This is a genomic window from Mesorhizobium sp. M0306 (genome assembly GCF_040321655.1).
Lineage (GTDB): Bacteria > Pseudomonadota > Alphaproteobacteria > Rhizobiales > Rhizobiaceae > Mesorhizobium.
Genome location: NZ_JAMYRY010000027.1, coordinates 13,397 through 39,053 on the forward strand (window position 1 = coordinate 13,397; position 25,657 = coordinate 39,053).

The window sequence follows — 25,657 nt, forward strand, 5'->3', positions numbered from 1 at the left end:
ATGCATTCCCATTTGTATAGACATATGCGACGCAAATCCAAGTTGGCGCGCAGCGTTGCGGCCGGCAAAGGAAAGCGCCGTCTCGCGTAATGTCGCCGTACCGGCGCGGGTCTCGACAAGCGCTAAATCCAGCTCAGCGTCATCGCCGCCAGCGCGAGGTAACGGCCGACCTTCGCGATCGTGACGATCGCAAGGAAGCTCCAGAATGGCTCCCGCAGCGCTCCCGCCACAACCGTCAGCGGATCGCCGACAAGAGGCAACCAGCTCAACAGCAGCGACCATCGTCCATAGCGCTGATACCATCGCGTCGCGCGCGCCAACGCGGAGGGCTTTACCGGGAACCATTTGCGGTCGCGAAAGCGATCGATCGCCCGGCCGAGCCACCAGTTGACGATCGAGCCGAGCACATTGCCTGCGCTTGCGGAGGCGATGAGCAGAGCCGGAGCATAGCTTTCTGTCAGAAGCAGTCCCGCAAGCGCTGCTTCCGATTGCATCGGCAGAATGGTCGCCGCGGCAAACGCGGTCAGGAAAAGACCGCCATAGATGGCGAGCTCGCCAGGCATTTCGAGCTCTCAGCTTGCCGTGGGCCATTTCGGGTGCCGATCGTCGACGACGTAGCCATGCGAATGCTCATAGCCCGCTTCCGACCATACTGCGTCGCCGATGTGCCGGTCGTCCTCAGGCAGATCGACATGCGTATGTACAAGCACGTCGGGATCGTGTTTCGGCCAGACCCAGATCGCGGCAAGCAGGGCTGCGGCGCCAATGATGCCGAGCAGAATGAAGGTGAAGGGCAATCCCATCGCCGCACCGAGGCGGCCGGCAATGGGATAGGTGATCAACCAGCAGGCATGCGAAAGCGCGAATTGGGCAGCAAACAGAGCGGGCCGGTCGACGGCATCGGCGGAACGCCTGATCAATCGGCCCGAAGGCGTCTGCGCCAGCGAATAGCCGAGCCCCAGCACGAACCAGAGCGGCAGCAGCAGATAGTAGCTGCCGGCGAGCGGTCCCACCAGCACGCCCGCGACCAGGATCGCGGCGCCCGAGAGCATCGCAACCCGGTCCGGGACGTTCTCCAGCAGCCGCGGCAGGGCAAGGGCTGCAATCATCGATCCGCCGCCGAACGCTGCGAGCGCCAGCGCCGTGTCGCTTTGCGAGAGGCCGAACTGCGCCTGCACCGGGACGACCGTGTTGACGATCACCATCGCGCTTGCCGCCGCGACGGCAACGTTAAGGGCCAGCAGCCCGCGCAATCGCGGCGTCGCCAGATAGATGCGGATTCCGCGCGTCGTGCGCTCATAGATGCCGCGCGGCTCCGAGGCTTGCGGGCTGGGCAGCACCACGGAGACCACCAGCGCCGCGGACGCCAGGAAGCCGACAACCGTACCGGCGAACAGGCCGTGGAAGCTGATGACGGAAAGCAGCGCCGCCGCCAGCATGGGACTGACGACGCTTTCCAAGTCGTAGGCCAGTCGCGACAGCGACAGGGCCCGCGTGTAGTCCTTCTCCTCGGGCAGCACGTCAGGGATCGAGGCCTGGAAGGCCGGAGTGAAGCCTGCCGACGCCGACTGCAGGACGAAGATAAGAAGATATATCTGCCAGACTTCGGTAACGAAGGGCAGGAACACCGCGACCGCAGCCCGGATGAGGTCGAGCGAAACCAGCATGGTGCGGCGTGGCAGGCGCTCGGCGAACGCAGCGGCGACAGGCGCCACGCCGACATAGGCGATCATCTTGATGGCGAGCGCCGTGCCGAGCACCGCGCCGGCATCGGCGCCGGCAAGATCATAGGCCAGCAGCCCGAGCGCCACGGTGGCAAGGCCGGTGCCGATCAGGGCGATGACCTGGGCCAGGAAGAGATGACGGTAGGTGCGATTGGCCAGGACCTGAAGCATATTTGTCTTCTTGCAGCGGTGACGGTTCGTCGAGAACTGGCGCGAACGGCCTGCCTGTCTCAGTGATGGTGACCTTCCGGCTCGACCATCTTGAACGGCAGCACCTGCTCGCGACCCTTCGCGGCCAGGATCAACCTCGCCTGGAACTCATGCGGCTCGGCAGGGGCGACGGTGCTCTCAAGCCGATGATGGTTGTCAGCGGCGGGCTCGAGGCGAAGCGTCTCTGGCCCTTCGGGTCGATCGATGATCACCGTCGCCGTCAGATCGTCGGCGTGGCGATCGATGGTCAGCCGCATCCGCTCGCCAGCCGGTGTATCGACGATTTCCAATGTCCCTTCAGCCAGATCGCAGGCGACCTTGAAGGGCTCCGGCGCATGATGGTGAGCATGAGAGGTTTCCGCGCCAGTGACGGCCGGCCCGGCCGGGCTCACCAGGCGGACATTGGCTTCCGCCAACGCCGGCAAGTGAGCGAACAACTCCTGCTTGAGGGCTTCGGTTACGCCCAGCACCTCCTTGGCCGTCGCCCTCTCCGGTACACTGACGGCGACGTCGGCATGCAGACGATGTCCGATCCAGCGCGCCTGCACGCTTTCAACGCGCCCGATGCCGGACACGTGTTCGGCGGCATGATGGATTTCATCGATGATGGCAGGCTCGACTCCGTCGAGCATGCGCGTGAGGACGGCTTTCGACGACTGCCAGACGATGGCGAAGATCGCCACGGTGATCAGCAGCCCGATGATCGGATCGGCAAGCGGAAAGCCCAGCCACACGCCGATAGCGCCCAGCACGACCGCCAGACTGGTAAAGCCGTCGGTGCGGGCATGGTAGCCGTCCGCGATCAGCGCAGCGCTGTTGATCTCTCGCCCGACGCGGACACGAAATACGGCGACCGCTTCATTGCCGATAAAGCCTATGAGGCCGGCGATGGCGACCCAGCCAAGAAATGCGATGGGACGCGGATTGATCAGCCTGTCGATCGCCTCATAGCCAGCGACGATGGCACTGAAGAGGATGATGAGAACGATGACGATCCCGGCCAGATCCTCGACGCGGCCCAGGCCGTAGGTGAACGTCTTGCTCGGTCTGCGGCGGACCAGCATGAAGGCGATCCACAGCGGGATGGCAGTAACCGCGTCGCCGACATTGTGGATCGTGTCGGCCAGCAGCGCCACGCTGCCGGAGAGGAACACGACCACGAGCTGAAGCGCTGCCGTAATGGCCAGAACGACGAATGACCATTTGATCGCCCAGATGCCGCGCGTTGTCGTGGCGATCGTCGGATCGATGACGCCGTGGGTGTGGCCATGGCCGGCATCACCGTGATCATGTCCGTGGCCGCCCATGCCATGCGTCATCGGGCCAAACCCGAACCAATCGCGAACTTTGTCCATCATGGCGCTTCTCACAGGTACTTGGTGATGTCCTTGAACTCGTCGATCGAGCGGCGCTGCTCGCGCGCTAGGGGCCCGACAACGTCTTCAAGGCAATGGTTGAGATGATCCTGGATCAGGGTCTTCTTGGCTTGCGAAATGGCCTTCTCGACCGCATGAAGCTGCTGGGCGAGATCGAGGCAGGGCCGGCCTGCTTCGATCATGTCGATCACACCCTTAAGATGTCCGCCGGCCCGTTTCAGGCGTTTGACGATATCGGGATGGGTTTCGTGGATGTGAGGTTGCTCGCCCATGTTTCGATACTATCCTCCCGGAGTGGATATGCAAGCCTCAAAGAGGCCTCGATTTTAATGTAGCAAAAACCATTCGTTAGGATTTTAGAGAATAATCGCCGTTCATGCCGAATCGGATCCACAGCACAGTTTTTTGTCTGGTCATCGCTTTAGCGATGATGCTCGGCGTGCTCCGTCCTTTCGGCTATTCGACCTCACACGATCCGATCGCGATTGCCACCGCGGTTGAACGTCACGGCGGAGCCGCCGCGCAGATCGAAGATCATGACCATGCACACGATGATGGCGTTTCGGGTGAGCAGGGCTCTGACCATTTTCACGGGCACAATGCGGCAGACCACTCGCACGAGACGGCGAGTACACCCTCCGACTTCGCACCGACCGTTCCACAGGTCGAGCGGGGCTGGCTGAATTATCCGCCGACTTTCATCGATCCGGGCACGACATTCCGGCTCGAGCGCCCGCCGAGACCATTCCTCGCCGCATGATCGCGGCCGCTCACGCGGCCACCCTCAACGACGAAGATTGGAAATCTTATGCAAGGACCCTTCGACCGGGGCCGGACAGGCTCGCGTCGCACGTGTTGGCGACCCGCCCTGCCCCTGCTTATCGCTCTCATGACCCTGCCGCTGCTGACCGGAGCGGCCTTTGCCCATGCCGTCGCCGCAGGCGACAAGGGCTACATCCAGGAAATCTCGGGCATCAACGTGCTGCCCTTCATCTATCTCGGCGCCAAGCACATGGTGACCGGATACGACCACATCTTGTTCCTGTTCGGCGTGATCTTCTTCCTCTACCGGATGAAGCATATCGGTATCTATGTCAGCCTGTTCGCGCTCGGCCACTCGACGACCATGTTGCTCGGTGTCTATTTCAACGTCGGCATCAACAGCTACATCATCGACGCCATCATCGGCCTGTCCGTGGTCTACAAGGCGCTCGACAATATGGGCGCTTTCCAGAGATGGCTCGGCTTCCAGCCGAACACCAAGGTCGCGACGCTGGTCTTCGGCTTGTTCCATGGTTTCGGCCTGTCGACGAAGATCATCGAATACAACATCTCGCCGGACGGCCTGGTGCCCAATCTTCTGGCCTTCAATGTCGGCGTCGAGATCGGGCAGCTCATGGCTCTTGGCGCCATCCTGATCGTGATGGGCTACTGGCGTGGGACACGTAGCTTCTGGCGCCACGCCTATACCGCAAACGTCATCATGATGACGGCTGGTTTCCTGCTGATCGGATATCAGCTCACCGGCCTGTTCGTCACCGCATAAGGAACCGAATCATGTACAACACCGACCTTCCCAGCCGCGCCGATTTGCCGACGTCAGCGCAGCTCAAGCGCTCCACCTTCATTGCCGCGCTGACGGCTTTCGCATTGCTCATCGCGGTCGTCATGCCGTCCGAGTATGCGATCGACCCGACCGGAGCAGGCAGATTGCTCGGCCTCACCAATATGGGCGAAATCAAGACACAGCTGGCAGGCGAGGCGGCAGCCGACGAAATGGCCAGCGCGAAGGCACCAACCGAGCGGATGACGCAAATGGTCCCTCCGGCCGAGTTGATAGCGCGCATGGACCGAATTGAAAACCTCCTCGTCGCCCTGACCGCCGAACGGCCTGCTTTGCAGCCGTCGCCAACTGGGGAGGCCGTATCCCAAGACAATGTGACAGTTGGAGAGATCGCTCCTGCCGAGGCTCCGGCCATTGCTACAACGCCTGCCACCGAAGCAACCTCGGAAGCCCCGATCCAGCCAGATGGAAGGCAAGACGAGCTATCCTTCACGTTGGCGCCAGGCCAGGGTGCCGAAGTCAAGCTCGTGATGCGGCAGGGCGCCAAGGCAAACTTTTCCTGGACAGCTGACGGCGGCGTGGTGAACTTCGAGACGCACGGCGATGGCGGCGGTCAGTCCGTCAGCTATGAAAAGGGTCGCAGCGTTCCAGCTGACGAAGGTGCCATTGAAGCCGCCTTCGATGGAAATCATGGTTGGTTCTGGCGCAACCGCGGTGGCAGCGACGTGACCCTGACGATCCAGGCTGAAGGCGACTACATCGACATCAAGCGTATGATCTAGCGCATACAGGGTCGCCCGGCGCCACTTCGAGCCTCGGGCGTCACCTATCCGTCTGTTCCACCGACGAGCGCAGATGCGCGTCGAAGCTTTGCGCCGCGACGAAGACACGGCTGACCTTCAGGTAAACGGGTCTTGATCCATCGCTCGATCTGGTTCACGGCATTTCAGCCCGACGTGATCTGCCAAACGGCTACGCCGGCAAGCACCAAGCCGGCAGCGCCCTCAATGGCTCGGGAAATGGCATCGAACAGGCGTGGCCGGCTATCAAAAAAATGCACCAGACGTTCACGAAACAGGATCGACAGCACCGCAACGCAAGACAGCGTCAGCGCCACGCCGGTCATCATGGTGATTGCGAAAAGAATGCCGGCGACCGGAACGCCCCTGGATATCGCAAAGGTCATCACAAAAAGCGTCAGCGGACAGGGGATTAAGCCGGCCATGACGCCGACGGCCTCGCCCTCATGCTTGTGGTGATGGCCGTGACTCAATGCGCGCCAGAGCATCCAGATGCCGATCAGGCCAAGCAGGCCCCGACTGACGTCTTCCAGCAGCGGGGCGCGGCCAACACTGCCCAGGGCAATCGATACCAACGGCAACGAGAGCGCCGCGATCAGCACGGCAATCGTTACATGCGTGAAGGAGAGTGTCAGCGACACCAGAAGCCCACGCCGGACGCTGGCATCCGATCCTGCCAGATAGGTGGCCAGGACAGCCTTGCTATGGCCCGGCGTCAGCGCATGCGCCGCACCGAACAGAATGCCCATCGGCAGAAAGGCCGTGAACGCCAGCCAACCGCCGCCGGCCGCAAGCAGTTTGATCTGCTCGGCCAGTGCCAAGTAGATTGTGCGTTGGAATTCAACAAGGGTCTGGAAAAACACGATCGAGCCGCCCGCCTCAACCACACGTCAACTCAAGACGCGTCGCGAAAATCTTGCCGAGATCGGTGCCCGTCGGGTCACTGAAGAACGCGTCTGTCAGGCTCTTCTGGTTCTGCGCGATGGCCGTGTCCGGATCTGGACGGACGACGGAACGTGAGCAGCCTTGCGGCAGACCGGCCACCGCAATCTTGTCGTCGTCGGTAAAATCGATTGCCGTGTAGAAGGTCGGATCGTAGACACCGATACTGACTTTTCCAGCTAGGGCCAAAGGGTCCTTCGGCTGCGTTTCGAACTGGACGACGAGTTGATCGTTTTCATAGCTGACGCTGAACTTCGGCGGTGGCGCCATCGTCACGTCCTTGCCGTTCAAGGTCACCATCTGAAAATAGTTGTACTCGGCCAGCGACGCATGGACGGTGAGAGCGACTTCATCGAGTTCCTTTGCATCAAGGACAAGGTCGGAATTCTTGTCGAATTCCATCAGCACGGTGCTGGAAAAGAGGTCGTCGAAACGCCAGAGATGCCGAAGCGATTTGACCGTGTGGTCTGGACCGACGGTCAGGTCCAGCTTCGCTTCGGCAAACACATGCGGATGGGCGTTCGCTGCCGCGGTGGAAGCGAGCAACAGCGCCGCGCCGGATACCATGCGTGTCAGTTGCATTTTTCGCTCACATTTCGCTCGTCGATTCCGCATCAGGCAGGACACCTGCCATTGCAAGCAGGCCGAAATGGGACGGGCCAAAGCCCATACCAACCTTGATCGATCAGGACTGTGTTGCTTCATCTAAGGAGGCAGCTACCCAAGGTCGCCCTTCAGCCAATGTTTGAGCATGATCACCGCGATACCAGCAAGGATTGCCAGCACTATCATCCAGATGATCTTTTGCCGATCGCTCAATTTCCTGCTCCTGATCGATTCAGAGCCTTCTTATCGCGAGTTCCTTGCAAACGCAAAAAGCCCCGCGTCCGTGCAGATAACACCAGCTGATCCGCCCTAGTCGTCTGCGATCGAGCTTGCAATGATGGTATTCGACGTAATCCGGGACCTCCGGAACGTCAAATGGACAAGCTGCTTGCGATTGCCGGCTGTCAATATGTAGAGTTTGGAAACTTGCGTTCCGTTTCTGTCCTCGCCGATTGTTTCGGCATCCGTCCGGGCGAAGAAACGCTCCTCGAATGCCGCGCGCTCGACATCGAATAGCTTTATGGAGCAAGTTTGCACGGACTTGCCATTCAAGTGGCTTTTGTCACCGCGATCATGGTTTTGGCCGGGAGGTCGTCACCGGTCGCCTCCCAGCCCTGGAAGGCGCCCACGTCACCGACGGGGGCAAGTGCTGCGTCGCCGGACAACGGAGTCCATCCGCGTCTCCTGGCCGCAGGACGGTTCGTTCGAAGTCAGGTCCATGGGCAAGACAAATACCGTGAAAAGCTTCCAACGCCAGATCGACATTATCGGCTTGCACCAGCGGCGATCTCAGGCATATAGCAGCGAGCGCCGGGATAAAGAGGGGCTTCGACATCAGCACACCGCAGGCCAGAGCAATCCGCAGGGTCAAAAAATGGACCCTCTGGCACGTTAGTCAAGCAAGCGTTGGCGCCCGCGTGACTCCATTTCAGCTACTTAACCGGGATCATGAGATGTGCGTATGGAGTGCCCGGCCACATCACATAGGGCTTGGATGTGTCAGGCTTGGGGTCGGCCGGATAGCCCGCCATCATATCCATGGCGTTGACGATCATCACATGCGGACCGGTCTCTATCCAATTGTTGCCTTCCTCGGGCTTCGTCGCATAGGGATCGGTGTTGCTGCCATCGGTACCGCCAGACAGCATGTACATGAAACCCACCTTGCCTTTGGGCGGTTCCTTCTTTTCCATCCATGCCATCGCCCATTCCATCGAGTTGGCATCGCCGCACATTGGGTCCGGGCCGGGCGTGGCCGGGTTGTCCGGCATGCACCAGAAGCCGTTCTTGCCCTCGCGCAGGGTGCGCATGGCGCCCTTTTCATCCGCGGCGTAGACCGCAGCGCCGCTTGCCACGGCAGGGGGTGCAGCGGATTCAGCGCTCTTGATCATCGCAGCGTCGTCGGCGGCTGCGCCTTGCATCGTAACCAAACTGCCCGCCGCCAAAAGGGCAGCGACCGTCAGAAGCCGTTTCATGGCCGTTCTCCGGTTTGAGTTGATCTGGTGCATGATGTCGGACGCACGGCTTTCCAGAGCCGTTTGTCGGTGATCAAACACTAGCAGATTACATGCCTCCGGACAATTTATGTTTTAGCGCGCCTTCTAATGTCTTTGCTGTGGGCGTGCTATTAAACGGGGGCCTTCAAATCGGTCACGAAACTCTTGAGGGTTCACTAACCAGATGGTGCTGTTCAGCGAGTGGCCAAATTTGCGCGGTTTTCCCAGCAACCTTGCTTGCGTCGTCAAATCGCCACCTGCCCTAACGCTAGATTAGCCCGCGCATCGTCAGTTCAGCCTTCAGATAGGCATAATAGATCGGCGCGGCGACAAGACCCGGCATACCGAACCAGGCTTCCATGAAAACCATCGCCAGAAGAAGCTCCCAGGCACGCGCATTGATCCGCGAACCGATGATCTTGGCGTTTACGAAGTATTCGAGCTTGTGAATGATGATGAGAAAAGCAAGCGAGCCGAGCGCTGCAAGGAAGGAGATGCTGAGGCTGACAACCACGATCACCGTGTTGGAGATCAGATTGCCGATGACCGGCAGAAGGCCGGCGACGAAAGTCAGCGCTATCATTGTCCTGATGAATGGCAGATCGATGCCGAAGGACGGCAGAACAGCGACGAGATAGACCGCCGTCAGAAACGTATTCAACGCCGAAATCCGGATTTGCGAGAACACGATGTTGCGAAAGGCCTTGCTCAGAATGTTGACACGATCCGCCAGCGCGACCGCCAGTGGGCCGGGCTCGCGCGATGGCGCCGCCGAGCTCACCGCGATCAAGCCGCCGATCACCATGCCGACGACAATGTGGACCACCAGGACGCCAACATCCCGCCCAACGAGTTGAAGCTGGCCGGCATGTTCGCGGAGCCACCGGGCCGCGAAGACTTCCAGTTCCTCGATGTTCGACGGAAAATAGGCCATCGCCCAGGATGGGAGATGGACGCGCGCGGTATCGATGATCTCGGCCATCTTCTTGAGGAGCGTCACGACGTTCTCCGAACCGCCAGTCAATTGCGACATGCCGCTAAAGATAGCGGCGGCTACCAGGAGAGTGAAGATCAATGCCACCAAGGTCAGCGCAAGGCTTTTCGTCAGGCTGTTGGAGACGCCGATTCGATGGAGCATCGGTGCGGCGAAATGAACGATGTTGAACACGAGAAGGCCCGAAAGCAGTGCCGGAAGCAGTCCGAGGTCGAGAACGGCGACGAGCGCTATAAGCGCAAGCAGGCACGACGCGAGATAGAACCATGAGAAAGTCAGCACTTTTCACCTGCAGAAGCAGCCAAGTCCTCTCCGGGTTTCATTAGCTTTGATACCGGGTGATGCGCAAGCGAACACGCGTTCAACACGTGTGTAAGGCTAACCGCCTCGCAGATCCCATGCTTGCGCGCCAGGTCGCCCGCTTGCCCCGCCTCATGCTCACGCAGACCGCGATGATCAGCTCTTCCGTAAACCGCATTCTCTTCATCAGTCCGCCCTTCAATCGAGGCCGGACTTTAATCTCAGATGGAGGAAATTGCCCGTGGCAGGTCAGCCGCTCGAGAATGTTTATGCCGGTTGGCAAGAATGATCCTCTTCGTGGTGAACGCCGAAGTTCATTCCGCCGCGAAGACCATCAGATCCTCGAACCGGAACTCGACATGGTATTGGCCGGACGGAAGGGCGTCCCGGGAATAGGTCCGGATAGTCAGGTCATTGCTTTCGAAAATGACTTCATGCCGATCGCCAAGGAAAAGGCTCTCGACGCAGGTCATGGCGATACGTCCAGGGCCGTCCTCCCCGGACCATGTCACCCGCTCAAGCCGGACGAGTGCGGTGACTTTGGCGCCGACGGTCAACTCCTGCTGGGCACTGCCCACAAGATGGATGCCGTTCACGACAATTTCCGCACGGTTGCCGTTGATGGCGGTGACCACGCCGTCAAGGCGATTGCTGGCACCCATGAACTCTGCTGCAAACAGGCTCTTCGGCTTGTTATAGATTTGCTTGGGCGTTCCGTCCTGTTCGATCTGGCCGCCGTTGAGCAGCAGGATGCGGTCGGCGAGCGCCATCGCTTCCACCTGATCATGGGTGACGCACAGCGCCGATAGCCCGAGATTGGTGATGAGGCGGCGCAGCCAGAGCCGCGCTTCTTCGCGTAGCTTGGCGTCCAGATTGGACAGCGGCTCATCGAGCAGAATCACGTTCGGCTCGTAGACCAGCGCACGGGCCAGCGCCACGCGCTGCTGCTGTCCGCCGGAGAGCTGATGCGGATAGCGCTCGCCCAGTTTGCCGAGGCCGATGCTGTCCAAAGCCTTCTGGACGCGGCTCGCAACATCTGCCTGGGACACTTTGCGCAGCTTCAGGGGATAACCCACATTCTCGGACACCGTCCGATGCGGCCACAGCGCATAGGACTGGAATACCAGCCCGAGACCGCGCGTTTCCGGCGCCAGATTGATGTTCTGCCCGGCATCGAAAAGCGGCTTGTCACCGAGCAGTATCTTGCCGCTGTTGGGTGTCTCCAGGCCGGCGACCGCTCGCAAGAGCGTCGTCTTGCCGGACCCGGACGCGCCGAGCAAGGCGACGATCTGACCCGGTTCGACCGAAAAGGACACACCTTTCAGGATTTCAAGGTGGCCGTAACTGAGACGCAGGCCGTCTATGATGATGTCAGTCATTGAGGCGGACTCCAAAGCGCATCGCGAGGGCAAGACCGGTCACGATGATGACGGTGTTGATGACGGCGAGAGCCGAGACCAGATCGATCGCGCCGGTGCCCCAAAGGGAAACCATGAGCGAGCCGATCACTTCGGTTCCCGGTCCGAGCAGATAGACGCCCGTCGAATATTCACGGGCGAAAATCAGGAAGATTAATAGCCAGGCTGAGAACATGCCGCCGCGGATGAGCGGCAGCGTGATGTCCCTGGCAACCTGGCCCTCGCTGGCACCAACTGACCGGCCGGCTTCCTCGAGCTCCTTGCCGATCTGCAGGAGCGTTCCGGAAATCAGCCGCATGCCATAGGCGAACCACACAATGGTATAGGCGAGCCATACCGAGATCATCGTGGCGCGCAGGGGTGCGATCGGCTTGAAGAACAGAAATATCCACAGCATGGCGAGGCCAGCCACAATGCCCGGCATCGCCCGCGGTATCATGGCCACGTAGTCGACGACTTTGGTCAGGGGTGCGCTCGAGCGATGACCGGCGAGTGCCACGGCAGTATAGGCCGCGATCGAAGCCGCGCCGCCGACCACCGCGACGCCGACCGTGTTGACAATGGCGCTGACGACATTCGGATAGTCAGCGAGATCGCGATAGTGATCCAACGTCAGCACCTCGAAGATATTCACCCCGACGCCCCAGCTTGTCACCAGTGAACGAATTGCGACACCGCCCACCGGTATGATCACGGTGGCCGCGAACCAGGCCACCACAAGCGCGAAGGCCGGCCAGCGAAGAGCGCCCAGCCGGATGGGGCTGTGCCGACTGCCCTTGCCTTTGACGGACACATAGCGGCTGGCGTTGCGCAGCATGTAGCGCTGCAGCACCACCAGCGGCAGCGCGATCATGATGATCGCCACCACCACTACGGCCATCAACTGGTAGGAAGGAACACCGAGCTTGTTGGTGAGCTTGTAGAGATAGGTGGCGAGAACCAGCACGCCTTCCGGATCGCCAAGCACCAGCGGCAGGCCGAAAAGTTCGAAACCGAGGAAGAACACCAGAACCGCCGCATAGAGCACCACCGGCATCACCATGGGCAGCGACACACTGGCGGCGACGCGCCAAGGGCCAGCGCCGGCGGTGCGTGCCGCCTCTTCGAGGTCGGCGCCAACGTTGCGGAGCGCCGCCGATGCATAGAGATAGACATGTGGGACATGGGTGAGCCCGGCAATGATCGCGATCGACGTCACCGAATAGACATTCCAGGGCACGTAGCCGATCATCGACTTGACCGCCAGCGAGACGAAGCCGACTGGTCCCAGTGTCATCACATAGCCGAAGGCCAGCACCACCGCCGACATGAAAACCGGGATCAGGATGATCGGCTCCAGCCAGCGCTTGCCCGGCACGTCGGTGCGCACGATGATGAACGCCAGCAGGATTCCCACCGGAACTGCGATCACCGTCATGCCCACCGCGAGCTTGAGCGAAGTCGTCAGCGCTAGCCAGAAATCCGCGTCCGCGAGGATGAAGCTGTAGGCGTTCAGCGACAGATGCGCGGTTTTCTGGAAGAAAGGCGCGGACAGAAAACTCTGATAAATGATCAGGGTGACCGGTGCCAGCACCACCAGGATGGCGAGGAGGTTGGTGCTGACACGAAAGACACGGAAGGGCATGATCGCCTCGAACAAAGCCGGGGGCCGTCCGCTAGCAAGAGCGCAAGCGCGCCGTTCCGATGATTCTTAATAGCAAGAAGGGTGAGAGAGCCGACTGTGGAGGCACTCCCGATCAAGCGATTACTCGCCCTTCATGGCTTTCTGCCACTCGTTGAGGAACGCCAGCCGTGTCGTCTCGTCGAGACCTTCGAGCAGCTTGTCGTCGAGCGCGATCGGGTGAACGTTTTCACCGGCGGCGGCCTTTATGGACGCCAGCGTGGTTGCCCCTTCAACGTCATCACGAACGGCATAGAGCTTGATGTCGTCGGCGATCAGCTTCTGCGCGCGCGCCGACAGCAGATAGTCTACGAATAGCTTCGCAGCATTGGGATCCTGGGCTTCCGCCGGAATGACGGTGGCGCGGGTGGTCACCAGGACATAGTCCTTCGGGATTATCACACCGAGGTTCTCGTCCTTGGCCTGCTTGGCGAGGCCATATGAGCCGAAGATGCCATAGGCGATGGAATGTTCGCCAGACGTGACCTTCTCGATCATCGAGCCGGCGGAGCTGTAGAGCTTGATATGGGCCTTGCCAAAAGCCTTGTTAAGCGCCCAGGAATCGGTCCAGTTCTTGGCGTCCTGGTTGTAGAAATAGAAGCCGACACCGGATTTTTCCGGATCGTAGGACGCGATCTTGCCATCATATTCTGCGGTCTTCCCGGTCATCAGCTTGAGAAGATCGGCGTGGGTTGCGGGAACATCGCCTTCAGGCACGAGACGCTTGTTGTAGACGAAAGTCACCGGGTCGGCGGTGGTACCATAGACCATGTCCTTGTAGGACGCCCAGGCCGGAAGGTGGGCCGCCTCCACGGATTTGTATTCCTGCGCATAGCCGTCTGAGGCAAGTTTGATCTGCAGATCCGGAGCCGAAGACCATGCGACATCTGCCGTGCCTTGGCCCGAAGCGGTTTCGGCAATGACGCGATTGTAGAGTTCGGTGGAATTGAGGTCGGAATATTCGACGGCGATGCCGGGGAATGCTGCTTCGAAGTCCTTGAGCAAGGGTTGGACCAGCGCCGCATCGGTCGTCGAATAGATGCTGAGGTGTCCTTCCGCGGTGGCGGCGGCCACCAGATCCTTGTAGTTCTCCGGATACCCGGCGGGGATCTCGGCAGCGGCGGCAAGCGTCGCGAAAGCGGCTGACAGCGAAAACGCGGCCATCATCGTCGCAAGACGATTTTTCATTAGGGTCTCCTCCAAGTTCGCCTAAATCGTACTCCTCCAGGCACAAAGGCGAGTATCATCCTGACCTGTCACCAACCTGTCACGGCGATGTCGAGGTTTGCTCAGCCGACTAGGCCCGATGGGTCGTGATCAGATTGTCGACGACAGCCGGATCGGCCACATCGACGTATTGCCGAATTTTTGAAATCTTGGGGCGGCATCCTACGCGTCACGGTCGCTGGCCCTGCGCATCGATCATGGACTTGCTCCAATCCTCGATGAAGCGGCGGCGCAACGCCTCGTCCTGTACGGCAAGTAACGCAGGGCCGATGCGTATGGCGCGCGCGATACCAGACTCCCCAAGTTTTTCGGGGCCGTCCGCTCCCTCAGGCAATTGCCCGTTCTCGGCAAAGAAGAAGGCGCTATCCCTGGCAACCTTCTGTCCCCGGGCTGACAGAAGGTAGTCGAGAAATCGATTGGCAACGCCCATATTCGGCGCCGTCTTCGGAATGAGCGCGCCACGACTGAGTATCAGCGCATAGTCCCGCGGGACAACGACCCTCAAATCGGAATTGCCCCTGGCCGCGGCGTAGGCATATGACCCGATCATATTGTAGCCTATATATAGGCTCCCGTTTGCAACGTCCTGAAGGGTCTCCGCGGTGCAACAACGCACCACAGTTTCCGCTCGGCTCATGCTTTCCAGAAGCCGACCGTAGACCGCCGTCGTCTGCCGCGCATCACTGAACGCCAATAGGTAGCCGATGCCCGAAAGTCGGATGTCGAACGTTCCGACCCGTCCGCGATAAAAATCGATCCGCCGCCTGAGAAGATCGGCGAGTTCGATGTGGGTGCGCGGTACGTCGCCGGACGGCACGAGGCGGGCGTTATAGACGAAGACGGCCGGTTCGTAGGTAAAGCCGAATACCTCGTCGCGCCAGTTTGCCCAATTGGCGACATGCGCGGTTTCGGCCGACACGTGCGGCGCCGCGCAGCCGTCATTGGCGAGCTTCACGAGTTGGTCGACCGACGGAGACAACAAGATGTCGCCCAGCACCGCGTCCGTCCGACAGGCTTCACTGGCACTCCTTTGCAAGTCGTTGGTGACATATTCAACATAGTCGACTGCCACGTTGGGGAAAACGGACTGAAAATCCCGGATCAGTGGTTCCATAGCCGCCAGATCGGTCGCGGCGTGGATCGACAGTCGGTCCTTCTCCGGCTGAGACGAAGGGAAAAATGCGCTGCTTCCTTCAGCCGCTCTTGCCGCGTGACCGATGCATAAGACGACCGCAGCCATCAAACCGAATGTCGGCAATGTTCCCGCTATCATCGGGTCTTCTCCGTGGCGATGGGCAACGTCAAGGTGACGGTGAACCCTTGCGTGCCCTTCCCGCCATCCTTGCTTGTCTCGCGAAAGGTCAGCGCGCCACCGTGAGCCGCCGCAACCTCCGACGCGATGGCGAAACCAAGACCTGCGCTGCCGTCATGAGATTTGGACGTTTCGAAGCGCTGCGTGACCCGCTCCCACTCGCCCGGCGGAATGCCCGGTCCGTCATCTTCGACCTCGAGATGGGCACGCGTACCGTCGCTGCGTACTCTGACCTCAAGGCGCGACACCACTCCATGGCGCAAGGCATTGTCGATGATATTGACGATCGCTTCGCGAAGGCTGACGGCGTCCGCAAGCACGACCGGCTCGTCGTCAGGCGCCTCGAAGGAGACGATGATGTCCGGATCGATAGTTATCGGAACCGCCGCACGGAAAGCGCGCCGTGCGACATCTGCCAGACCGTGCGGCTGAAGCTGCACGGAATCGGCACGATGGATGACCATGGCGTGGCTGAGCAACTGGTTGGTCAGGCGCGCAAGTTCGCTGGCGCGCTGCTGTACGCGATCGAGATGCTGGCGGCTCGACTTGTCCAGCTTGGCTTGACTCAACAGATCGAGCTGCGCCGTTAGCGCTGTCAGCGGCGTTCTGATCTGGTGCGCCGCGTCGGCGATGAAGCGCTGCAGGAGTTTCACGCGCTCGTCGAGCCGACTCATGAAATAATTGATGGAAGTAACGAAGGGCCGCAATTCTCTCGGTACGACGACCGTTACCGGCGTCAGGTCTTGTGGATCGCGACGGCGGAGCGTCGCTCCGAGATGCTTGACCGGTTGCAGAGAATAGCGAATAGCAATCATCGCTCCAGCCAATGCCAATATGCTCATGATCGCCAGGAGGATGGTCGCCCTGAGAGTCAATTCACTCGCGAGCGCGCGGCGGGCTTCCGTGGTCTGCCCAACGATGACATGCGCCCAACCGGATACGGCTGGATCGGACAGTGCGCGCGCCACCACCGCAATCCGAACCGGTTCGCCGCGATAATGCGCCGATTCCAATACCGGGACATCGTGTATTGCGGCCAGATCAACTTCTGTTTGCAGATCGGAATAACCTGTCAGCGTCGCGCCGGAAGGGCCGATCACGCGATAGAAGATGCGATCGCGGCTGGCGAGGCCCAGGAGTTCAAAAGCTGATACCGGCAGGTTGATGATGAGCGAACCGGATTCAACCGTAAGGCTGTCTGCCATCTGGATGGCCGCACCAAGCAGAAGCCGGTCATAGGCGTTATCGGCGGCGGTACGTGCGTAGTACGACGCCGCACTCACCAGAAGAGCCGCACCCAGGCCCAGCACCAGCGATATGCGGACCGCCAGGCGCGTGAAAAGGGAAGGCTCAGCCGGTATCATCGGAAGCCAGCTGATATCCCACGCCCCGCACGGTAACGATCTGCGCCTTGGCGCCTTCCAGCTTCTTGCGCAGCCGCCCGACATAAAGTTCGATCGCGTTCTGATTGGCCGGCTCGTCAAACCCGAAAAGCTGATCGATAAGTTCATCTTTGCTGAAGACGCGGCCTGGCCGCGAGGCCAGTATCTCAAGCAACGTCATCTCGCGTCGTTTCAATTGCACCTCGCGCCTGCCTACTCGCACTGAGCGGCTGCCGCGGTCGAGCACGACATCGCCACACTGTACGATGTTGGTCGCCTCGCCGCTTTTCCGCCGGAGCAGAACACGGGCGCGCGCTTCCAATTCCCGGAAATCGAACGGTTTGACCAGATAGTCGTCGGCGCCGAGATCGAGCGCGCCAACGCGGTCCTCTATCTCGGAACGGGCCGTCAACATCAGAACCGGGGTCGTATTCCTTGCCTGCCGGAGCCGTCGAACGATTTCGAACCCGTCGAGGCTGGGCAGCATGACGTCGAGGATGACGAGATCGTAGGAGGTGAAATCGAGGATCTCTGCGGCAGCACGGCCGTCCGTCTCCCAATCGACTGCGTGGCCGATCGTTTCGAAGCGGCGGCTGATAGCCTCGCCAACGTCGCGCGTGTCTTCGACGAGGAGAATTCGCATGCCGGAGCATTTGCACGGAAGCAGCCGCCTATCAAGCGTCACCTCTTTGCGGAGAGGCGCTTGACATCATCTGCAGATCACGCGTTGGCTTCAGCCCTGTTACCGTCAGCAGTTCAAGCCCAATCATTTGAGCTTTATCGACGGGCTGCGTGATGGCGGCTGCCTTCATGTGATCTGCGCATACACGCCAAGAACGGGGCGCGTCGGTACATGACCCGCGCTGCAAGCCAGGCTGGACCGCGCACTTTGCCGCATTCAACGTATTCGACCGCACCGTGATCAGTCGCTAGTAGATGCACCACCATCGCCATCAGGGGATTATGCTTCTGGCGATCGTATGCTGATAGCGATTGCGCAATGCCATCATTTGCGCTTCAGAGAAGTATCCAATTGCGTCATTAAGAGGATATGATGCCGACAGGCGATGGCAGTTTGAGCGACATTCTTGGAATCTTGTCGGTCCTCCTACTCGTGGCCGCAAACGGCTTCTTTGTCGCCGCCGAGTTTTCCCTGGTCGCCGTGCGCCGAAGCCGAGTTGCCGAACTCGCTGCGGCTGGGCGGCTGAACGCGGCAGCGCTCCAGCGGGCCGTCGACAATCTCGATGCCAATCTGGCGGCGACCCAGCTCGGCATCACCATTTCATCGCTGGCACTCGGCTGGATCGGCGAACCTGCTCTCGCGCATCTCGTCGAGCCTCTCTTGATCGGGCTGCTCGGGTCGTTGGCGACTGCGGGCTCACACACTGTCGCCGTCGCGATCGCTTTCATCATCATCACCGCGCTTCACATCGTGCTTGGCGAGCTCGCACCAAAGAGTCTGGCGCTCCAGCGCAGCGAAGACACTGCGCTCTGGGTCGTGCGTCCGCTCGGTCTGTTCCTCTTTCTGCTCAGGCCGGCGATTCTAATGCTGAATGGTCTCGGCAACCTCGTTCTGCGACTCTGCGGCCTGCGCCCGGGAACCGGTGAGGATTCATTGCACTCGCCAGACGAGCTGAAGCTTCTGATCTCGGCCAGTCAGGAAGGCGGCCTGTTGCAGCAGGCGCAGCGGGAGATGGTCGAGCGGGTCTTCAATATCGGCGAGCGCCGCATCAGTGACATCATGACGCCTCGGCCGGATATCGACTGGATCGACGTGAATGATGACCGAACCGAGACTCTTCGTACGATCCGCGATTGCCGCCATGAGCAGCTCCTTGTTGGCAAGGGCGGTATCGATGAACTGCTCGGCATGGTTCTGAAGAAGGACATGCTCGACCAGGTTCTTGACGGGCAGGTTCTCGATCCGATGGCGATCATCCGTGAGCCGCTCGTCGTTCATGAATCAACGCCGATTTTCAAAGTGCTGGAGCAGTTCAGGAAGGCGCCCGTCCGCATAGCAATGGTCCTCGACGAGTACGGAAGTCTGGAAGGAATTGTTACCCAGACCGATTTGCTCGAAGCCATCGCCGGCGACCTGCCCAACATCGAAGGCGAAGAGCCGGATGTCGTCGAGCGTGAAGACGGCTCCCTTCTCGTGGATGGTATGATGTCGGCCCAGGACGCGTTCGATCGCCTTGGTTTTCGAGCACGGCCAACTGAAGGCGACTTCCATACGATCGCAGGATTTGCCCTGTTTCGACTAGGGCATCTGCCTGAGGTCGGGGAACATTTTGATTATGGCGGCTGGCATTTCAAGATCGTGGACATGGATGGCCGGCGGATCGACAAACTGCTCGCACGAAGGAACTCTCCCACGGGGCGGCAAGAAACATCGGAGGTAGATGGGCTCAGAACATAGGCCATGAATAGGCCGCCATGGCCTCGTCGAGGTCGCCGGTGCCCGCGAACCAACTGTATCCTGCGTGATCCAACGTGACTGACACTGATGCACCATCACCCGGTCGACGAAAGGCGAAAGCACTCGCACCACCCCCATGGCGTTGCCGGTCACCTCGACAACGACCTCGTCCGTCCTGTTCAAGCTGCGGCCAAATCCCTCCAGTCCGGAGCGGGTCATGTCGACCCGTCCGTGATGGCGCAGCCGGCCATCTTCGCAGAAAACCACTTCCGCAAAGGTGCGGTGGATAGCCATTCCAATTACACGTCATTGTCCCCTCTCTCCTTGAACAATCGGGAGCCGGCGGGCGACGCGACACCTACGGATCCGCGCTCTCGGCGCAACCGGGCAGGTCGCAGGGGCGGCCAGCTACTAACGCGAGCTCGCAGCTTATCGAATACATCGGCCTGCCCGCACCTTGGCGTGCTCCCGGTGCCGCTGTCCCGGATGGTCACACATGCGCTGAAAATCTCGCATCTCCAGCGGGGGATCAGATGGCACCGTCATGATCATACCGGTTACCAACCCGATCGAGCGCCTCAACGGCGAGGTCAAGCGGCGCACCGAGGTCATCGGCATCTTCCCAAATGATGATGCTATCGTCCGTCTGGTTGGCGCGATCCTGCTCGAGCAGAACGATGAATGGGCCGTGCAGCGGGCGAGATACATTACGCTGGAAACCAGCAGCCAAATGAGCGATGATCCGCTCATCAGCCTGCTGTGGCGCGCTGATCATTCCCGGCCCATGCCGGAAGCTGCGGCGACCAAGCCGTCAACTACACCACTCCCTGGGACACGATCCTGATGCGCTCACGCTTCAAGCCAAGACCGCAATCCAGATAGCGAGCCAATCATGAAATCCGAGACAGCAGCCACCGAAAGCGTTGAGCCGGCGGCTAAGGCTGTTCCATCGGGTTGGCGAGTGTTGATGACACGCGAACGTTGGACCGAAGTCGCTCGCATTATATTTACCGGCCTGATGGCCTTTCTGTACTGGCAACAGCTGATTCCCATTCAAGCTTTGTGGGGGGCGGTTGCCATCGGCTTGTATCCGCTTGTCAAAACCGGCGCCGTTGACCTGGTAAAAGAGCGCAAGATCGGTACCGAGATATTCGTCACCATCGCTACGGTGGTAGCGCTGATCGGAGGCGAGACCGTCGCCGGCGCGGTCCTCATGGTGATCATTCTGATCGCGGAGTTCATTGCCGATGTGAATATGGATCGTGCGCGAGCCTCGATCAAAGACCTGATCGGCTCGGTGCCCCAGGTGGCACTTGTGCGGGACGCAGGTGGCGAACGCATGGTCCCGATCGAAAATTTGCGCGCGGGCGATGTTGTCTTGGTGCGGGCCGGCGAGAAGATTCCGGTCGACGGCATCGTCGTCGGTGGAGCGGCTTCGGTCAACGAAGCATCGATTACAGGAGAGAGCATTCCGAACGACAAAACCGACGGCGCCGATGTCTTTGCCGGAACCTTCGTCGAATCCGGCGCCCTCGACATCGAGACCGAGAAGGTTGGTGCCGACACCACCTTTGCCCGCATCATCAGTCTGGTCGAGAATGCCGAAGCGGAACAGGCACCCGTCCAGAAACTGGCGGATAAGGTCGCGTCATGGCTGATCCCGGTCGTGCTGATCTTCCTCGTTGCGGTTTATCTTTATACCCGCGACGTTCGGATGATCGTCACTCTGCTGATTTTCACATCGCCTGCCGAACTCGGATTGGCGACTCCTCTGGTGATTATCGCAGCCATTGCGCGAGCCGCACGCAGTGGAATTCTGGTCAAGGGGGGCGTCTATCTGGAGTCTTTGGCCAAGGTCGACGTCCTGGTGTTCGACAAGACAGGCACCCTGACGGCGAACAAGCCCGAGGTTGTCGGCGTGGAGATGCAGGACGGCACGCTTTCGGAAGCTGATCTGCTCAGCCTTGCCGCCGCCGCCGATCGGCGCTCCGCTCACCCCTTGGCGAAAGCGGTCGTCAACTATGCCGCCCGGATGAAAATCGATGTCCCGGAACCGGAGCAGTACGAGCAGTTGCAGGCGCGCGGTGTGAAGGCGACGGTCTCCGGACGCACCGTGCTGGTCGGGAATGCATCGTTGCTGCGCGAGGCCGGCGTGCCGCTTTCCGATGCGATCGAAAAGGGCGGACAGACGCCGGTTCACGTCGCGGTCGATGGGAAATTCGCGGGTGTGATTCTGATTGCCGACATATTGCGACCAGGTGCGCGCGAAGCGCTGGCAAAGCTCCGTGCAACCGGGGTCAAGCGCATGGTGATGGTGACGGGTGACAATGAGGCCACAGCGCGGACCATCGCCAACGAGCTCGGCGTGGATGAAGTGCGTGCCAATCTGATGCCGCAGGACAAGGTCGCCGCCATCGCCGAACTGCAAAAGCAGGGCCATCGCGTGGCGATGGTCGGCGACGGGATCAACGACGCGCCGGCGCTGGCACGCGCCGATGTCGGCATTGCGATGGGCGGCGGCGGCACGCAGGCAGCGCTGGAAGCCGCCGACATCGCATTGATGAAGGATGACCTGGCAAGAATTGTCAGCGCGCGCGCGATTGCGCGACGCGCTTACCGGACAATTCAGGAAAATATCTTTGTCGGTGTCGGTGTTGTGCACGTTTTGGGCATTGCCGCAGCGCTCATGGGCTGGATCGGTCCTATCCAGGCAGCGATTTTGCACTTGGGGCCAGATGTCCTGGTGTTCCTGAATTCGGCAAAACTGCTGCGCGTTCGAATCCAAGATGTTTAGCGCATCTCTTTGGAGCCTAAGGCGCTTGCAGTTCTTTGGACGACAAACGCGTCCAATTCGCATCGTCCACGAAACCGGGCAACCGCAACCAGAGTACGCTTACTGCTGTGGCGCTGGTGGCGGTGTGCCCCCAAACCACCCAGCCGCATACCCGATCACAAACAGCACCACGATCACGGCTGCCACACCGTACCAGAGGCGCCTGTCCGTGAAATTCATCGTTATCTCCAAATATCGCGCTGCGCCTGACGACCCAGCGATTTCTTCGATCCTTTGATCGTCGTTTTCGTGACGAGCGACTCATCTGATCCCCTGACAGAGTAGGCCAAGTATGGCTTCCAGAGAAGCGCGTAGGCCTGTCTGCGGTGCCAAAGCCGCCGGCTGCAAGCGGCTCGCGGAGGAGCGAGCATCTGGAGGACGCTGGGATCGACCCGAGCTCGATCGGCTTCTGGGCGAGCTCGAAGAAGGCGATATCGTGGTTGTCCGGAAACCAGACCGACTGATGCGGTCACTCAAGGATCTGCTCCTTATCCTTGAGAAGATCGAGGCCGCCGGCGCCGGGTTCTGCTCACTGACCGAGGCAATCGGCACGACCACGACGGCAGGCCGCATGATGATGCGGATGCTCGGTTCTTTCGCGGAATTCGAGCGAGCCATCGTACGGGAACGCACCATGGCGGGGCTTCAAGCGGCCAGGGAGCGCGGGCGAAAAGGTGGTCGTCGCCCAAAACTCACGTCCGATCAGCGCTCCGAAATCATCGGCATGCTGAATGATGGTCCACCCGCCGCCGAGATTGCTCGCATCTTCCGAGTTCATAGGGCCACTGTGAGACGTATCGGCGCTCAGACGAAAATGAATGTTCGCTGATTGTGGGTCCAATTGGCCGCTTTCGCAGCGACGTACGCACCGGCCCTCCTCGGACGCGTACCCCCGGCCTGCAGTTATTGGTATTGTACCAGCTGCCTACGTGGTTGGTTCGGCGGAACACATCCTGGAGCAAAAGAATTCGAACCGAACTAGCCAAAGCGGTCATTCGATTCGTCCGATCGGATGACTGCTACTGGCGCACGTGGTCGGTTCGTGCGTTCAGACATCAGATTGCCTGATGAGGCTCGGGAAGGTCCGGCCGGGGTGGAAAACCGCCGTTCAGCGCCCTATGCGAGCACGAAATTCGGCAGTCGAATTGGTGCGTGGAAACGGTTCGGAAGGCAACTGTACATCGAGAAAGGCACAAAGCGGCTCCCACCCTTCGGAGGCCTGATAAGTAAGAAGGCGTTCAGGTGGCAGCGTTGATTTCACGGAAGCGTTATGTGCTTCATAGACAGCGATTGCGTGATCACGGTTATCAAATCGACCGCCAAAGACAGTGTTTCCAACCACCGCCACACCAAAGGACTGTGGATCATTGGTAGCAGCATCCATCGTGAGTCCTATTGTTTGCGCCATGCTGTCATACCAGGCTTCCGGGTCACGAACTGTCAGGATAACCTTTGCATCAGAGTAGTGGTCACTCACTTCGCGCCAAAAATGCGCTGTTGGCCAATCGACCGCGGAAAGATAGCCGGCATATGCCGCATCCCAGGTCGAGAGTTGTCCCTGGCCGGCGGCGCGCCACAGCGCCTTCTGCTCGGGATTGGCGTGGACATCTGCCATGTGATGACACGGCCCGAACCCAAGATGCTCCAACGCGAGCTTCAGCGAATATGTGCCAGTGCGACCCATGCCTGCGCCAATGACATATAGAGCCATGAGCACCCCCAAGGAGATTTCAATCGGTCAAAATACCGCTGTTTTCTTTAATTCGCTATTATCTTTGAAGGTCAGCTCCGAATCGCCTCAAGCCGTAGCGCGCGAAGGTCAGTATTGGAGAAGCGCCGGGAATGGTGGCTCCTGGCGCCGCTGTGGCGAAAGACGCGTGCATCGACACCACTATCCGCTGATGCAGCGCTTGCTCCGGTCGATGACGTGGATGCCTTTCAGGGATGGGAGACAACCGACGGCGAGTTTCCGCCGGGAACGTGATCGCGGTGACCAAAGCCATCTTGAACGGCAAGGCCGTGCAGACCTGCTCCATCAGGCTGCTCGACGTCGACCGCGCGACATTCGAGCAGCGTGGACACAAGCTGGCAAGGCAAGGGGTTAGGCGCCGCGCTGTTGCAAGACGCCGTTCTGCGCACCGCGTTACGCCGCGACGATCCTCGGGATTCGCGGCCTTCTTGTTCATGCCATATCGGACGAAGCGAAAGCCTTCTACGAGCACTACGGCTTTGCGGCTTTCCCGAAAAATCCGATGACCCTTGTGCTCTCGCTAAGGCGCGTTGAAAGAGCGGGCCGAAACGTCTTGTTGTGCACAAGTTGGTAATCGCCTCGTAATCAAGCAGCCGGAAACAGCTTCCAGCGCCGCGGCCTGAATGCCACCCGGCTTTTCTGCGCCGCCGGATGGTCGACGGGCAGCTCGATCTCGACCCGCTGGCGCTCGCCGCCGATTTCGAGTTCCACCCGCCTGGTATCGGCAACGCGGCGGCTGGCGGCGACCGTGCCGGCGATGCAGCCGTTGCATTCTTCCACCAGATCGACGTCGTGCGGGCGAAAGAACAGCGTCGCTGCGCCTTGCGGCGCCTGCGGCGCGGACAGCCCGATCGGGCGGTCAACGATCCAGACCTGGCCGTCCTCGACCTTGACGGGGATCGAGCTCGATTCGCCGATAAAGCCATAGACGAAGGGCGAATTCGGTGTGTCGTAGATCTCGTCGGCGGTGCCGACCTGCTCGATGCGGCCCTGGCTCATCACCACGACGCGGTCGGCAAGCTCCAGCGCCTCTTCCTGGTCATGGGTGACGAAGACCGTGGTGTGGCCGGTGGCGTCGTGGATGTCGCGCAGCCAGCGGCGCAGTTCGCGGCGCACCTGCGCATCGAGCGCGCCGAACGGCTCGTCGAGCAAAAGCACGGCCGGTTCGATCGCCATGGCGCGGGCTAGCGCCACGCGCTGGCGCTGGCCGCCCGAAAGCTGTGCCGGATAGCGTTTTTCCAGACCGGAAAGCTGAACGAGGTTGAGGAGTTCCGAGGCGCGGCGGCGGATTTCCTTCGCCGACGGGCGTGACGGCCCGTGCCGGACCTTGAGTCCGAAGCCGATATTGTCGGCGACCGTCATATGGCGAAACAGCGCGTAGTGCTGGAAGACGAAGCCGACATTGCGCTCCTGAATCGACTTTTGGGACGCATCCTCTTCGCCGAAGAAGATCTTTCCGCGGGTCGGCCGCTCCAAGCCGGCAATCAGCCTGAGCAGCGTCGTCTTGCCGGAACCGGAAGGTCCCAGCAGGGCGATCAGTTCTCCCGACTTGATGTCGAGCGAGATGTCGTGCAGGGCCGGAAACCGCTCAAACTCCTTGCGCACGTTGACAACGCGAACTTCCATCAACCGTCTCTTTTTGTC

24 protein-coding genes and 2 pseudogenes are annotated in these 25,657 nt (G+C 60.3%); 10 read left to right on the top strand and 16 right to left on the bottom strand.

Annotated elements, in window-relative coordinates; all coding sequences use genetic code 11:
• Positions 1 to 122 precede the first annotated feature (122 nt).
• From NKI95_RS26790 to NKI95_RS26805, 4 genes are read right to left on the bottom strand one after another with little or no spacing between them, the layout of a single operon-like run.
• Positions 123 to 563, bottom strand: a complete 441-nt coding sequence (locus NKI95_RS26790; RefSeq protein WP_352720456.1) for a YqaA family protein — start codon at positions 561 to 563, stop codon at positions 123 to 125.
• 9 nt (positions 564 to 572) lie between these two features.
• Entirely contained in the window at positions 573 to 1,895 is a 1,323-nt protein-coding gene (locus tag NKI95_RS26795) for an MFS transporter (protein WP_352720458.1), read from the bottom strand.
• Between the two features lie 59 nt (positions 1,896 to 1,954).
• Entirely contained in the window at positions 1,955 to 3,292 is a 1,338-nt protein-coding gene (locus tag NKI95_RS26800; protein ID WP_352720460.1) for a cation diffusion facilitator family transporter, read from the bottom strand.
• 8 nt (positions 3,293 to 3,300) lie between these two features.
• Positions 3,301 to 3,582: a metal-sensing transcriptional repressor gene (locus NKI95_RS26805; protein WP_352720462.1), complete on the bottom strand. Its 282-nt coding sequence runs from the start codon at positions 3,580 to 3,582 to the stop codon at positions 3,301 to 3,303.
• Between the two features lie 104 nt (positions 3,583 to 3,686).
• Here NKI95_RS26805 and NKI95_RS26810 point away from each other — a divergent pair, with 104 nt between their 5' ends.
• The 3 genes from NKI95_RS26810 (at position 3,687) to NKI95_RS26820 (ending at position 5,656) form a co-directional block, all read left to right on the top strand.
• The gene (locus tag NKI95_RS26810) at positions 3,687 to 4,070 is read left to right on the top strand and encodes a hypothetical protein (RefSeq protein ID WP_352720463.1); all 384 of its coding nucleotides are present in this window, start codon (positions 3,687 to 3,689) and stop codon (positions 4,068 to 4,070) included.
• A 129-nt stretch (positions 4,071 to 4,199) separates the two neighbouring features.
• Positions 4,200 to 4,856, top strand: a complete 657-nt coding sequence (locus NKI95_RS26815; RefSeq protein WP_352720465.1) for a HupE/UreJ family protein — start codon at positions 4,200 to 4,202, stop codon at positions 4,854 to 4,856.
• A gap of 11 nt (positions 4,857 to 4,867) precedes the next feature.
• Entirely contained in the window at positions 4,868 to 5,656 is a 789-nt protein-coding gene (locus NKI95_RS26820; protein WP_352720466.1) for a hypothetical protein, read from the top strand.
• A gap of 164 nt (positions 5,657 to 5,820) precedes the next feature.
• On the opposite strand, the gene NKI95_RS26825 is transcribed toward NKI95_RS26820, so the two are convergent.
• The gene (locus tag NKI95_RS26825; protein ID WP_502909261.1) at positions 5,821 to 6,561 is read right to left on the bottom strand and encodes a HoxN/HupN/NixA family nickel/cobalt transporter; all 741 of its coding nucleotides are present in this window, start codon (positions 6,559 to 6,561) and stop codon (positions 5,821 to 5,823) included.
• Positions 6,554 to 7,198, bottom strand: coding sequence for a DUF1007 family protein (locus NKI95_RS26830; protein WP_502909267.1), 645 nt, complete (start codon positions 7,196 to 7,198; stop codon positions 6,554 to 6,556). Before NKI95_RS26830 ends, NKI95_RS26825 begins: the two co-directional genes overlap by 8 nt.
• A 399-nt stretch (positions 7,199 to 7,597) precedes the next feature.
• On the opposite strand from NKI95_RS26830, the gene NKI95_RS26835 reads away from it, so the two are divergent.
• Positions 7,598 to 7,738, top strand: a complete 141-nt coding sequence (locus NKI95_RS26835) for a hypothetical protein (protein ID WP_352720468.1) — start codon at positions 7,598 to 7,600, stop codon at positions 7,736 to 7,738.
• A 202-nt stretch (positions 7,739 to 7,940) separates the two neighbouring features.
• Positions 7,941 to 8,117 carry a hypothetical protein gene (locus tag NKI95_RS26840; RefSeq protein ID WP_352720469.1) on the top strand — a complete coding sequence of 59 codons (177 nt, stop codon included), beginning with the start codon at positions 7,941 to 7,943 and terminating at the stop codon, positions 8,115 to 8,117.
• Between the two features lie 37 nt (positions 8,118 to 8,154).
• Here NKI95_RS26840 and NKI95_RS26845 read toward each other — a convergent pair whose 3' ends face one another.
• The 8 genes from NKI95_RS26845 to NKI95_RS26880 form a co-directional block, all read right to left on the bottom strand.
• Positions 8,155 to 8,697 (bottom strand): hypothetical protein, encoded by a 543-nt coding sequence (locus NKI95_RS26845; RefSeq protein WP_352720471.1) that lies wholly within the window; start codon positions 8,695 to 8,697, stop codon positions 8,155 to 8,157.
• Positions 8,698 to 8,986: 289 nt separating this feature from the next.
• Entirely contained in the window at positions 8,987 to 9,994 is a 1,008-nt protein-coding gene (locus tag NKI95_RS26850; protein ID WP_352720474.1) for an AI-2E family transporter, read from the bottom strand.
• Positions 9,995 to 10,326: 332 nt separating this feature from the next.
• A complete protein-coding gene (locus tag NKI95_RS26855) occupies positions 10,327 to 11,391 on the bottom strand; it encodes an ABC transporter ATP-binding protein (protein ID WP_352720476.1) in 1,065 nt (354 codons plus the stop codon).
• Positions 11,384 to 13,054: an ABC transporter permease gene (locus NKI95_RS26860; RefSeq protein WP_352720478.1), complete on the bottom strand. Its 1,671-nt coding sequence runs from the start codon at positions 13,052 to 13,054 to the stop codon at positions 11,384 to 11,386. Before NKI95_RS26860 ends, NKI95_RS26855 begins: the two co-directional genes overlap by 8 nt.
• 120 nt (positions 13,055 to 13,174) lie before the next feature.
• Positions 13,175 to 14,278, bottom strand: a complete 1,104-nt coding sequence (locus NKI95_RS26865) for an ABC transporter substrate-binding protein (RefSeq protein ID WP_352720480.1) — start codon at positions 14,276 to 14,278, stop codon at positions 13,175 to 13,177.
• A gap of 208 nt (positions 14,279 to 14,486) precedes the next feature.
• A complete protein-coding gene (locus tag NKI95_RS26870) occupies positions 14,487 to 15,590 on the bottom strand; it encodes an ABC transporter substrate-binding protein (protein WP_352720482.1) in 1,104 nt (367 codons plus the stop codon).
• Positions 15,587 to 16,993 carry a sensor histidine kinase gene (locus NKI95_RS26875; RefSeq protein WP_352720484.1) on the bottom strand — a complete coding sequence of 469 codons (1,407 nt, stop codon included), beginning with the start codon at positions 16,991 to 16,993 and terminating at the stop codon, positions 15,587 to 15,589. The genes NKI95_RS26870 and NKI95_RS26875 overlap by 4 nt, the downstream gene beginning before the upstream one ends.
• A complete protein-coding gene (locus NKI95_RS26880; protein ID WP_352720486.1) occupies positions 16,980 to 17,654 on the bottom strand; it encodes a response regulator transcription factor in 675 nt (224 codons plus the stop codon). Before NKI95_RS26880 ends, NKI95_RS26875 begins: the two co-directional genes overlap by 14 nt.
• A gap of 411 nt (positions 17,655 to 18,065) precedes the next feature.
• Here NKI95_RS26880 and NKI95_RS26885 point away from each other — a divergent pair, with 411 nt between their 5' ends.
• From NKI95_RS26885 to NKI95_RS26900, 4 genes and pseudogenes are all read left to right on the top strand, one after another.
• The gene (locus tag NKI95_RS26885) at positions 18,066 to 19,430 is read left to right on the top strand and encodes a hemolysin family protein (protein WP_352720488.1); all 1,365 of its coding nucleotides are present in this window, start codon (positions 18,066 to 18,068) and stop codon (positions 19,428 to 19,430) included.
• A 559-nt stretch (positions 19,431 to 19,989) separates the two neighbouring features.
• Positions 19,990 to 20,274 (top strand): annotated as a pseudogene (locus tag NKI95_RS26890) (transposase); the annotation flags it as partial.
• A 123-nt stretch (positions 20,275 to 20,397) separates the two neighbouring features.
• On the top strand, positions 20,398 to 22,224 hold the full coding sequence (locus tag NKI95_RS26895) for a heavy metal translocating P-type ATPase (RefSeq protein ID WP_352720490.1): 1,827 nt from the start codon (positions 20,398 to 20,400) through the stop codon (positions 22,222 to 22,224).
• A 331-nt stretch (positions 22,225 to 22,555) separates the two neighbouring features.
• Positions 22,556 to 23,092, top strand: coding sequence for a recombinase family protein (locus NKI95_RS26900; RefSeq protein WP_352720492.1), 537 nt, complete (start codon positions 22,556 to 22,558; stop codon positions 23,090 to 23,092).
• Between the two features lie 279 nt (positions 23,093 to 23,371).
• On the opposite strand, the gene NKI95_RS26905 is transcribed toward NKI95_RS26900, so the two are convergent.
• Positions 23,372 to 23,974, bottom strand: a complete 603-nt coding sequence (locus tag NKI95_RS26905; protein WP_352720494.1) for a sulfotransferase family protein — start codon at positions 23,972 to 23,974, stop codon at positions 23,372 to 23,374.
• Positions 23,975 to 24,334: 360 nt separating this feature from the next.
• Here NKI95_RS26905 and NKI95_RS26910 point away from each other — a divergent pair.
• Positions 24,335 to 24,587: pseudogene (locus NKI95_RS26910) on the top strand (GNAT family N-acetyltransferase); the annotation flags it as partial.
• Between the two features lie 11 nt (positions 24,588 to 24,598).
• Here the strand turns inward: NKI95_RS26910 and NKI95_RS26915 are convergent.
• Positions 24,599 to 25,639 carry a sulfate/molybdate ABC transporter ATP-binding protein gene (locus NKI95_RS26915; protein ID WP_352720495.1) on the bottom strand — a complete coding sequence of 347 codons (1,041 nt, stop codon included), beginning with the start codon at positions 25,637 to 25,639 and terminating at the stop codon, positions 24,599 to 24,601.
• Between the last annotated feature and the right edge of the window lie 18 nt (positions 25,640 to 25,657).

Coding starts and splice junctions, on each gene's coding strand:
- NKI95_RS26790 (WP_352720456.1), bottom strand. CDS start 563: ATGCCTGGCGAGCTCGCCATCTATGGCGGTCTTTTCCTGACCGCGTTT.
- NKI95_RS26795 (WP_352720458.1), bottom strand. CDS start 1,895: ATGCTTCAGGTCCTGGCCAATCGCACCTACCGTCATCTCTTCCTGGCC.
- NKI95_RS26800 (WP_352720460.1), bottom strand. CDS start 3,292: ATGATGGACAAAGTTCGCGATTGGTTCGGGTTTGGCCCGATGACGCAT.
- NKI95_RS26805 (WP_352720462.1), bottom strand. CDS start 3,582: ATGGGCGAGCAACCTCACATCCACGAAACCCATCCCGATATCGTCAAA.
- NKI95_RS26810 (WP_352720463.1), top strand. CDS start 3,687: ATGCCGAATCGGATCCACAGCACAGTTTTTTGTCTGGTCATCGCTTTA.
- NKI95_RS26815 (WP_352720465.1), top strand. CDS start 4,200: ATGACCCTGCCGCTGCTGACCGGAGCGGCCTTTGCCCATGCCGTCGCC.
- NKI95_RS26820 (WP_352720466.1), top strand. CDS start 4,868: ATGTACAACACCGACCTTCCCAGCCGCGCCGATTTGCCGACGTCAGCG.
- NKI95_RS26830 (WP_502909267.1), bottom strand. CDS start 7,198: ATGCAACTGACACGCATGGTATCCGGCGCGGCGCTGTTGCTCGCTTCC.
- NKI95_RS26835 (WP_352720468.1), top strand. CDS start 7,598: ATGGACAAGCTGCTTGCGATTGCCGGCTGTCAATATGTAGAGTTTGGA.
- NKI95_RS26840 (WP_352720469.1), top strand. CDS start 7,941: ATGGGCAAGACAAATACCGTGAAAAGCTTCCAACGCCAGATCGACATT.
- NKI95_RS26845 (WP_352720471.1), bottom strand. CDS start 8,697: ATGAAACGGCTTCTGACGGTCGCTGCCCTTTTGGCGGCGGGCAGTTTG.
- NKI95_RS26855 (WP_352720476.1), bottom strand. CDS start 11,391: ATGACTGACATCATCATAGACGGCCTGCGTCTCAGTTACGGCCACCTT.
- NKI95_RS26860 (WP_352720478.1), bottom strand. CDS start 13,054: ATGCCCTTCCGTGTCTTTCGTGTCAGCACCAACCTCCTCGCCATCCTG.
- NKI95_RS26865 (WP_352720480.1), bottom strand. CDS start 14,278: ATGAAAAATCGTCTTGCGACGATGATGGCCGCGTTTTCGCTGTCAGCC.
- NKI95_RS26870 (WP_352720482.1), bottom strand. CDS start 15,590: ATGATAGCGGGAACATTGCCGACATTCGGTTTGATGGCTGCGGTCGTC.
- NKI95_RS26875 (WP_352720484.1), bottom strand. CDS start 16,993: ATGATACCGGCTGAGCCTTCCCTTTTCACGCGCCTGGCGGTCCGCATA.
- NKI95_RS26880 (WP_352720486.1), bottom strand. CDS start 17,654: ATGCGAATTCTCCTCGTCGAAGACACGCGCGACGTTGGCGAGGCTATC.
- NKI95_RS26885 (WP_352720488.1), top strand. CDS start 18,066: ATGCCGACAGGCGATGGCAGTTTGAGCGACATTCTTGGAATCTTGTCG.
- NKI95_RS26895 (WP_352720490.1), top strand. CDS start 20,398: ATGACACGCGAACGTTGGACCGAAGTCGCTCGCATTATATTTACCGGC.
- NKI95_RS26900 (WP_352720492.1), top strand. CDS start 22,556: ATGGCTTCCAGAGAAGCGCGTAGGCCTGTCTGCGGTGCCAAAGCCGCC.
- NKI95_RS26905 (WP_352720494.1), bottom strand. CDS start 23,974: ATGGCTCTATATGTCATTGGCGCAGGCATGGGTCGCACTGGCACATAT.
- NKI95_RS26915 (WP_352720495.1), bottom strand. CDS start 25,639: ATGGAAGTTCGCGTTGTCAACGTGCGCAAGGAGTTTGAGCGGTTTCCG.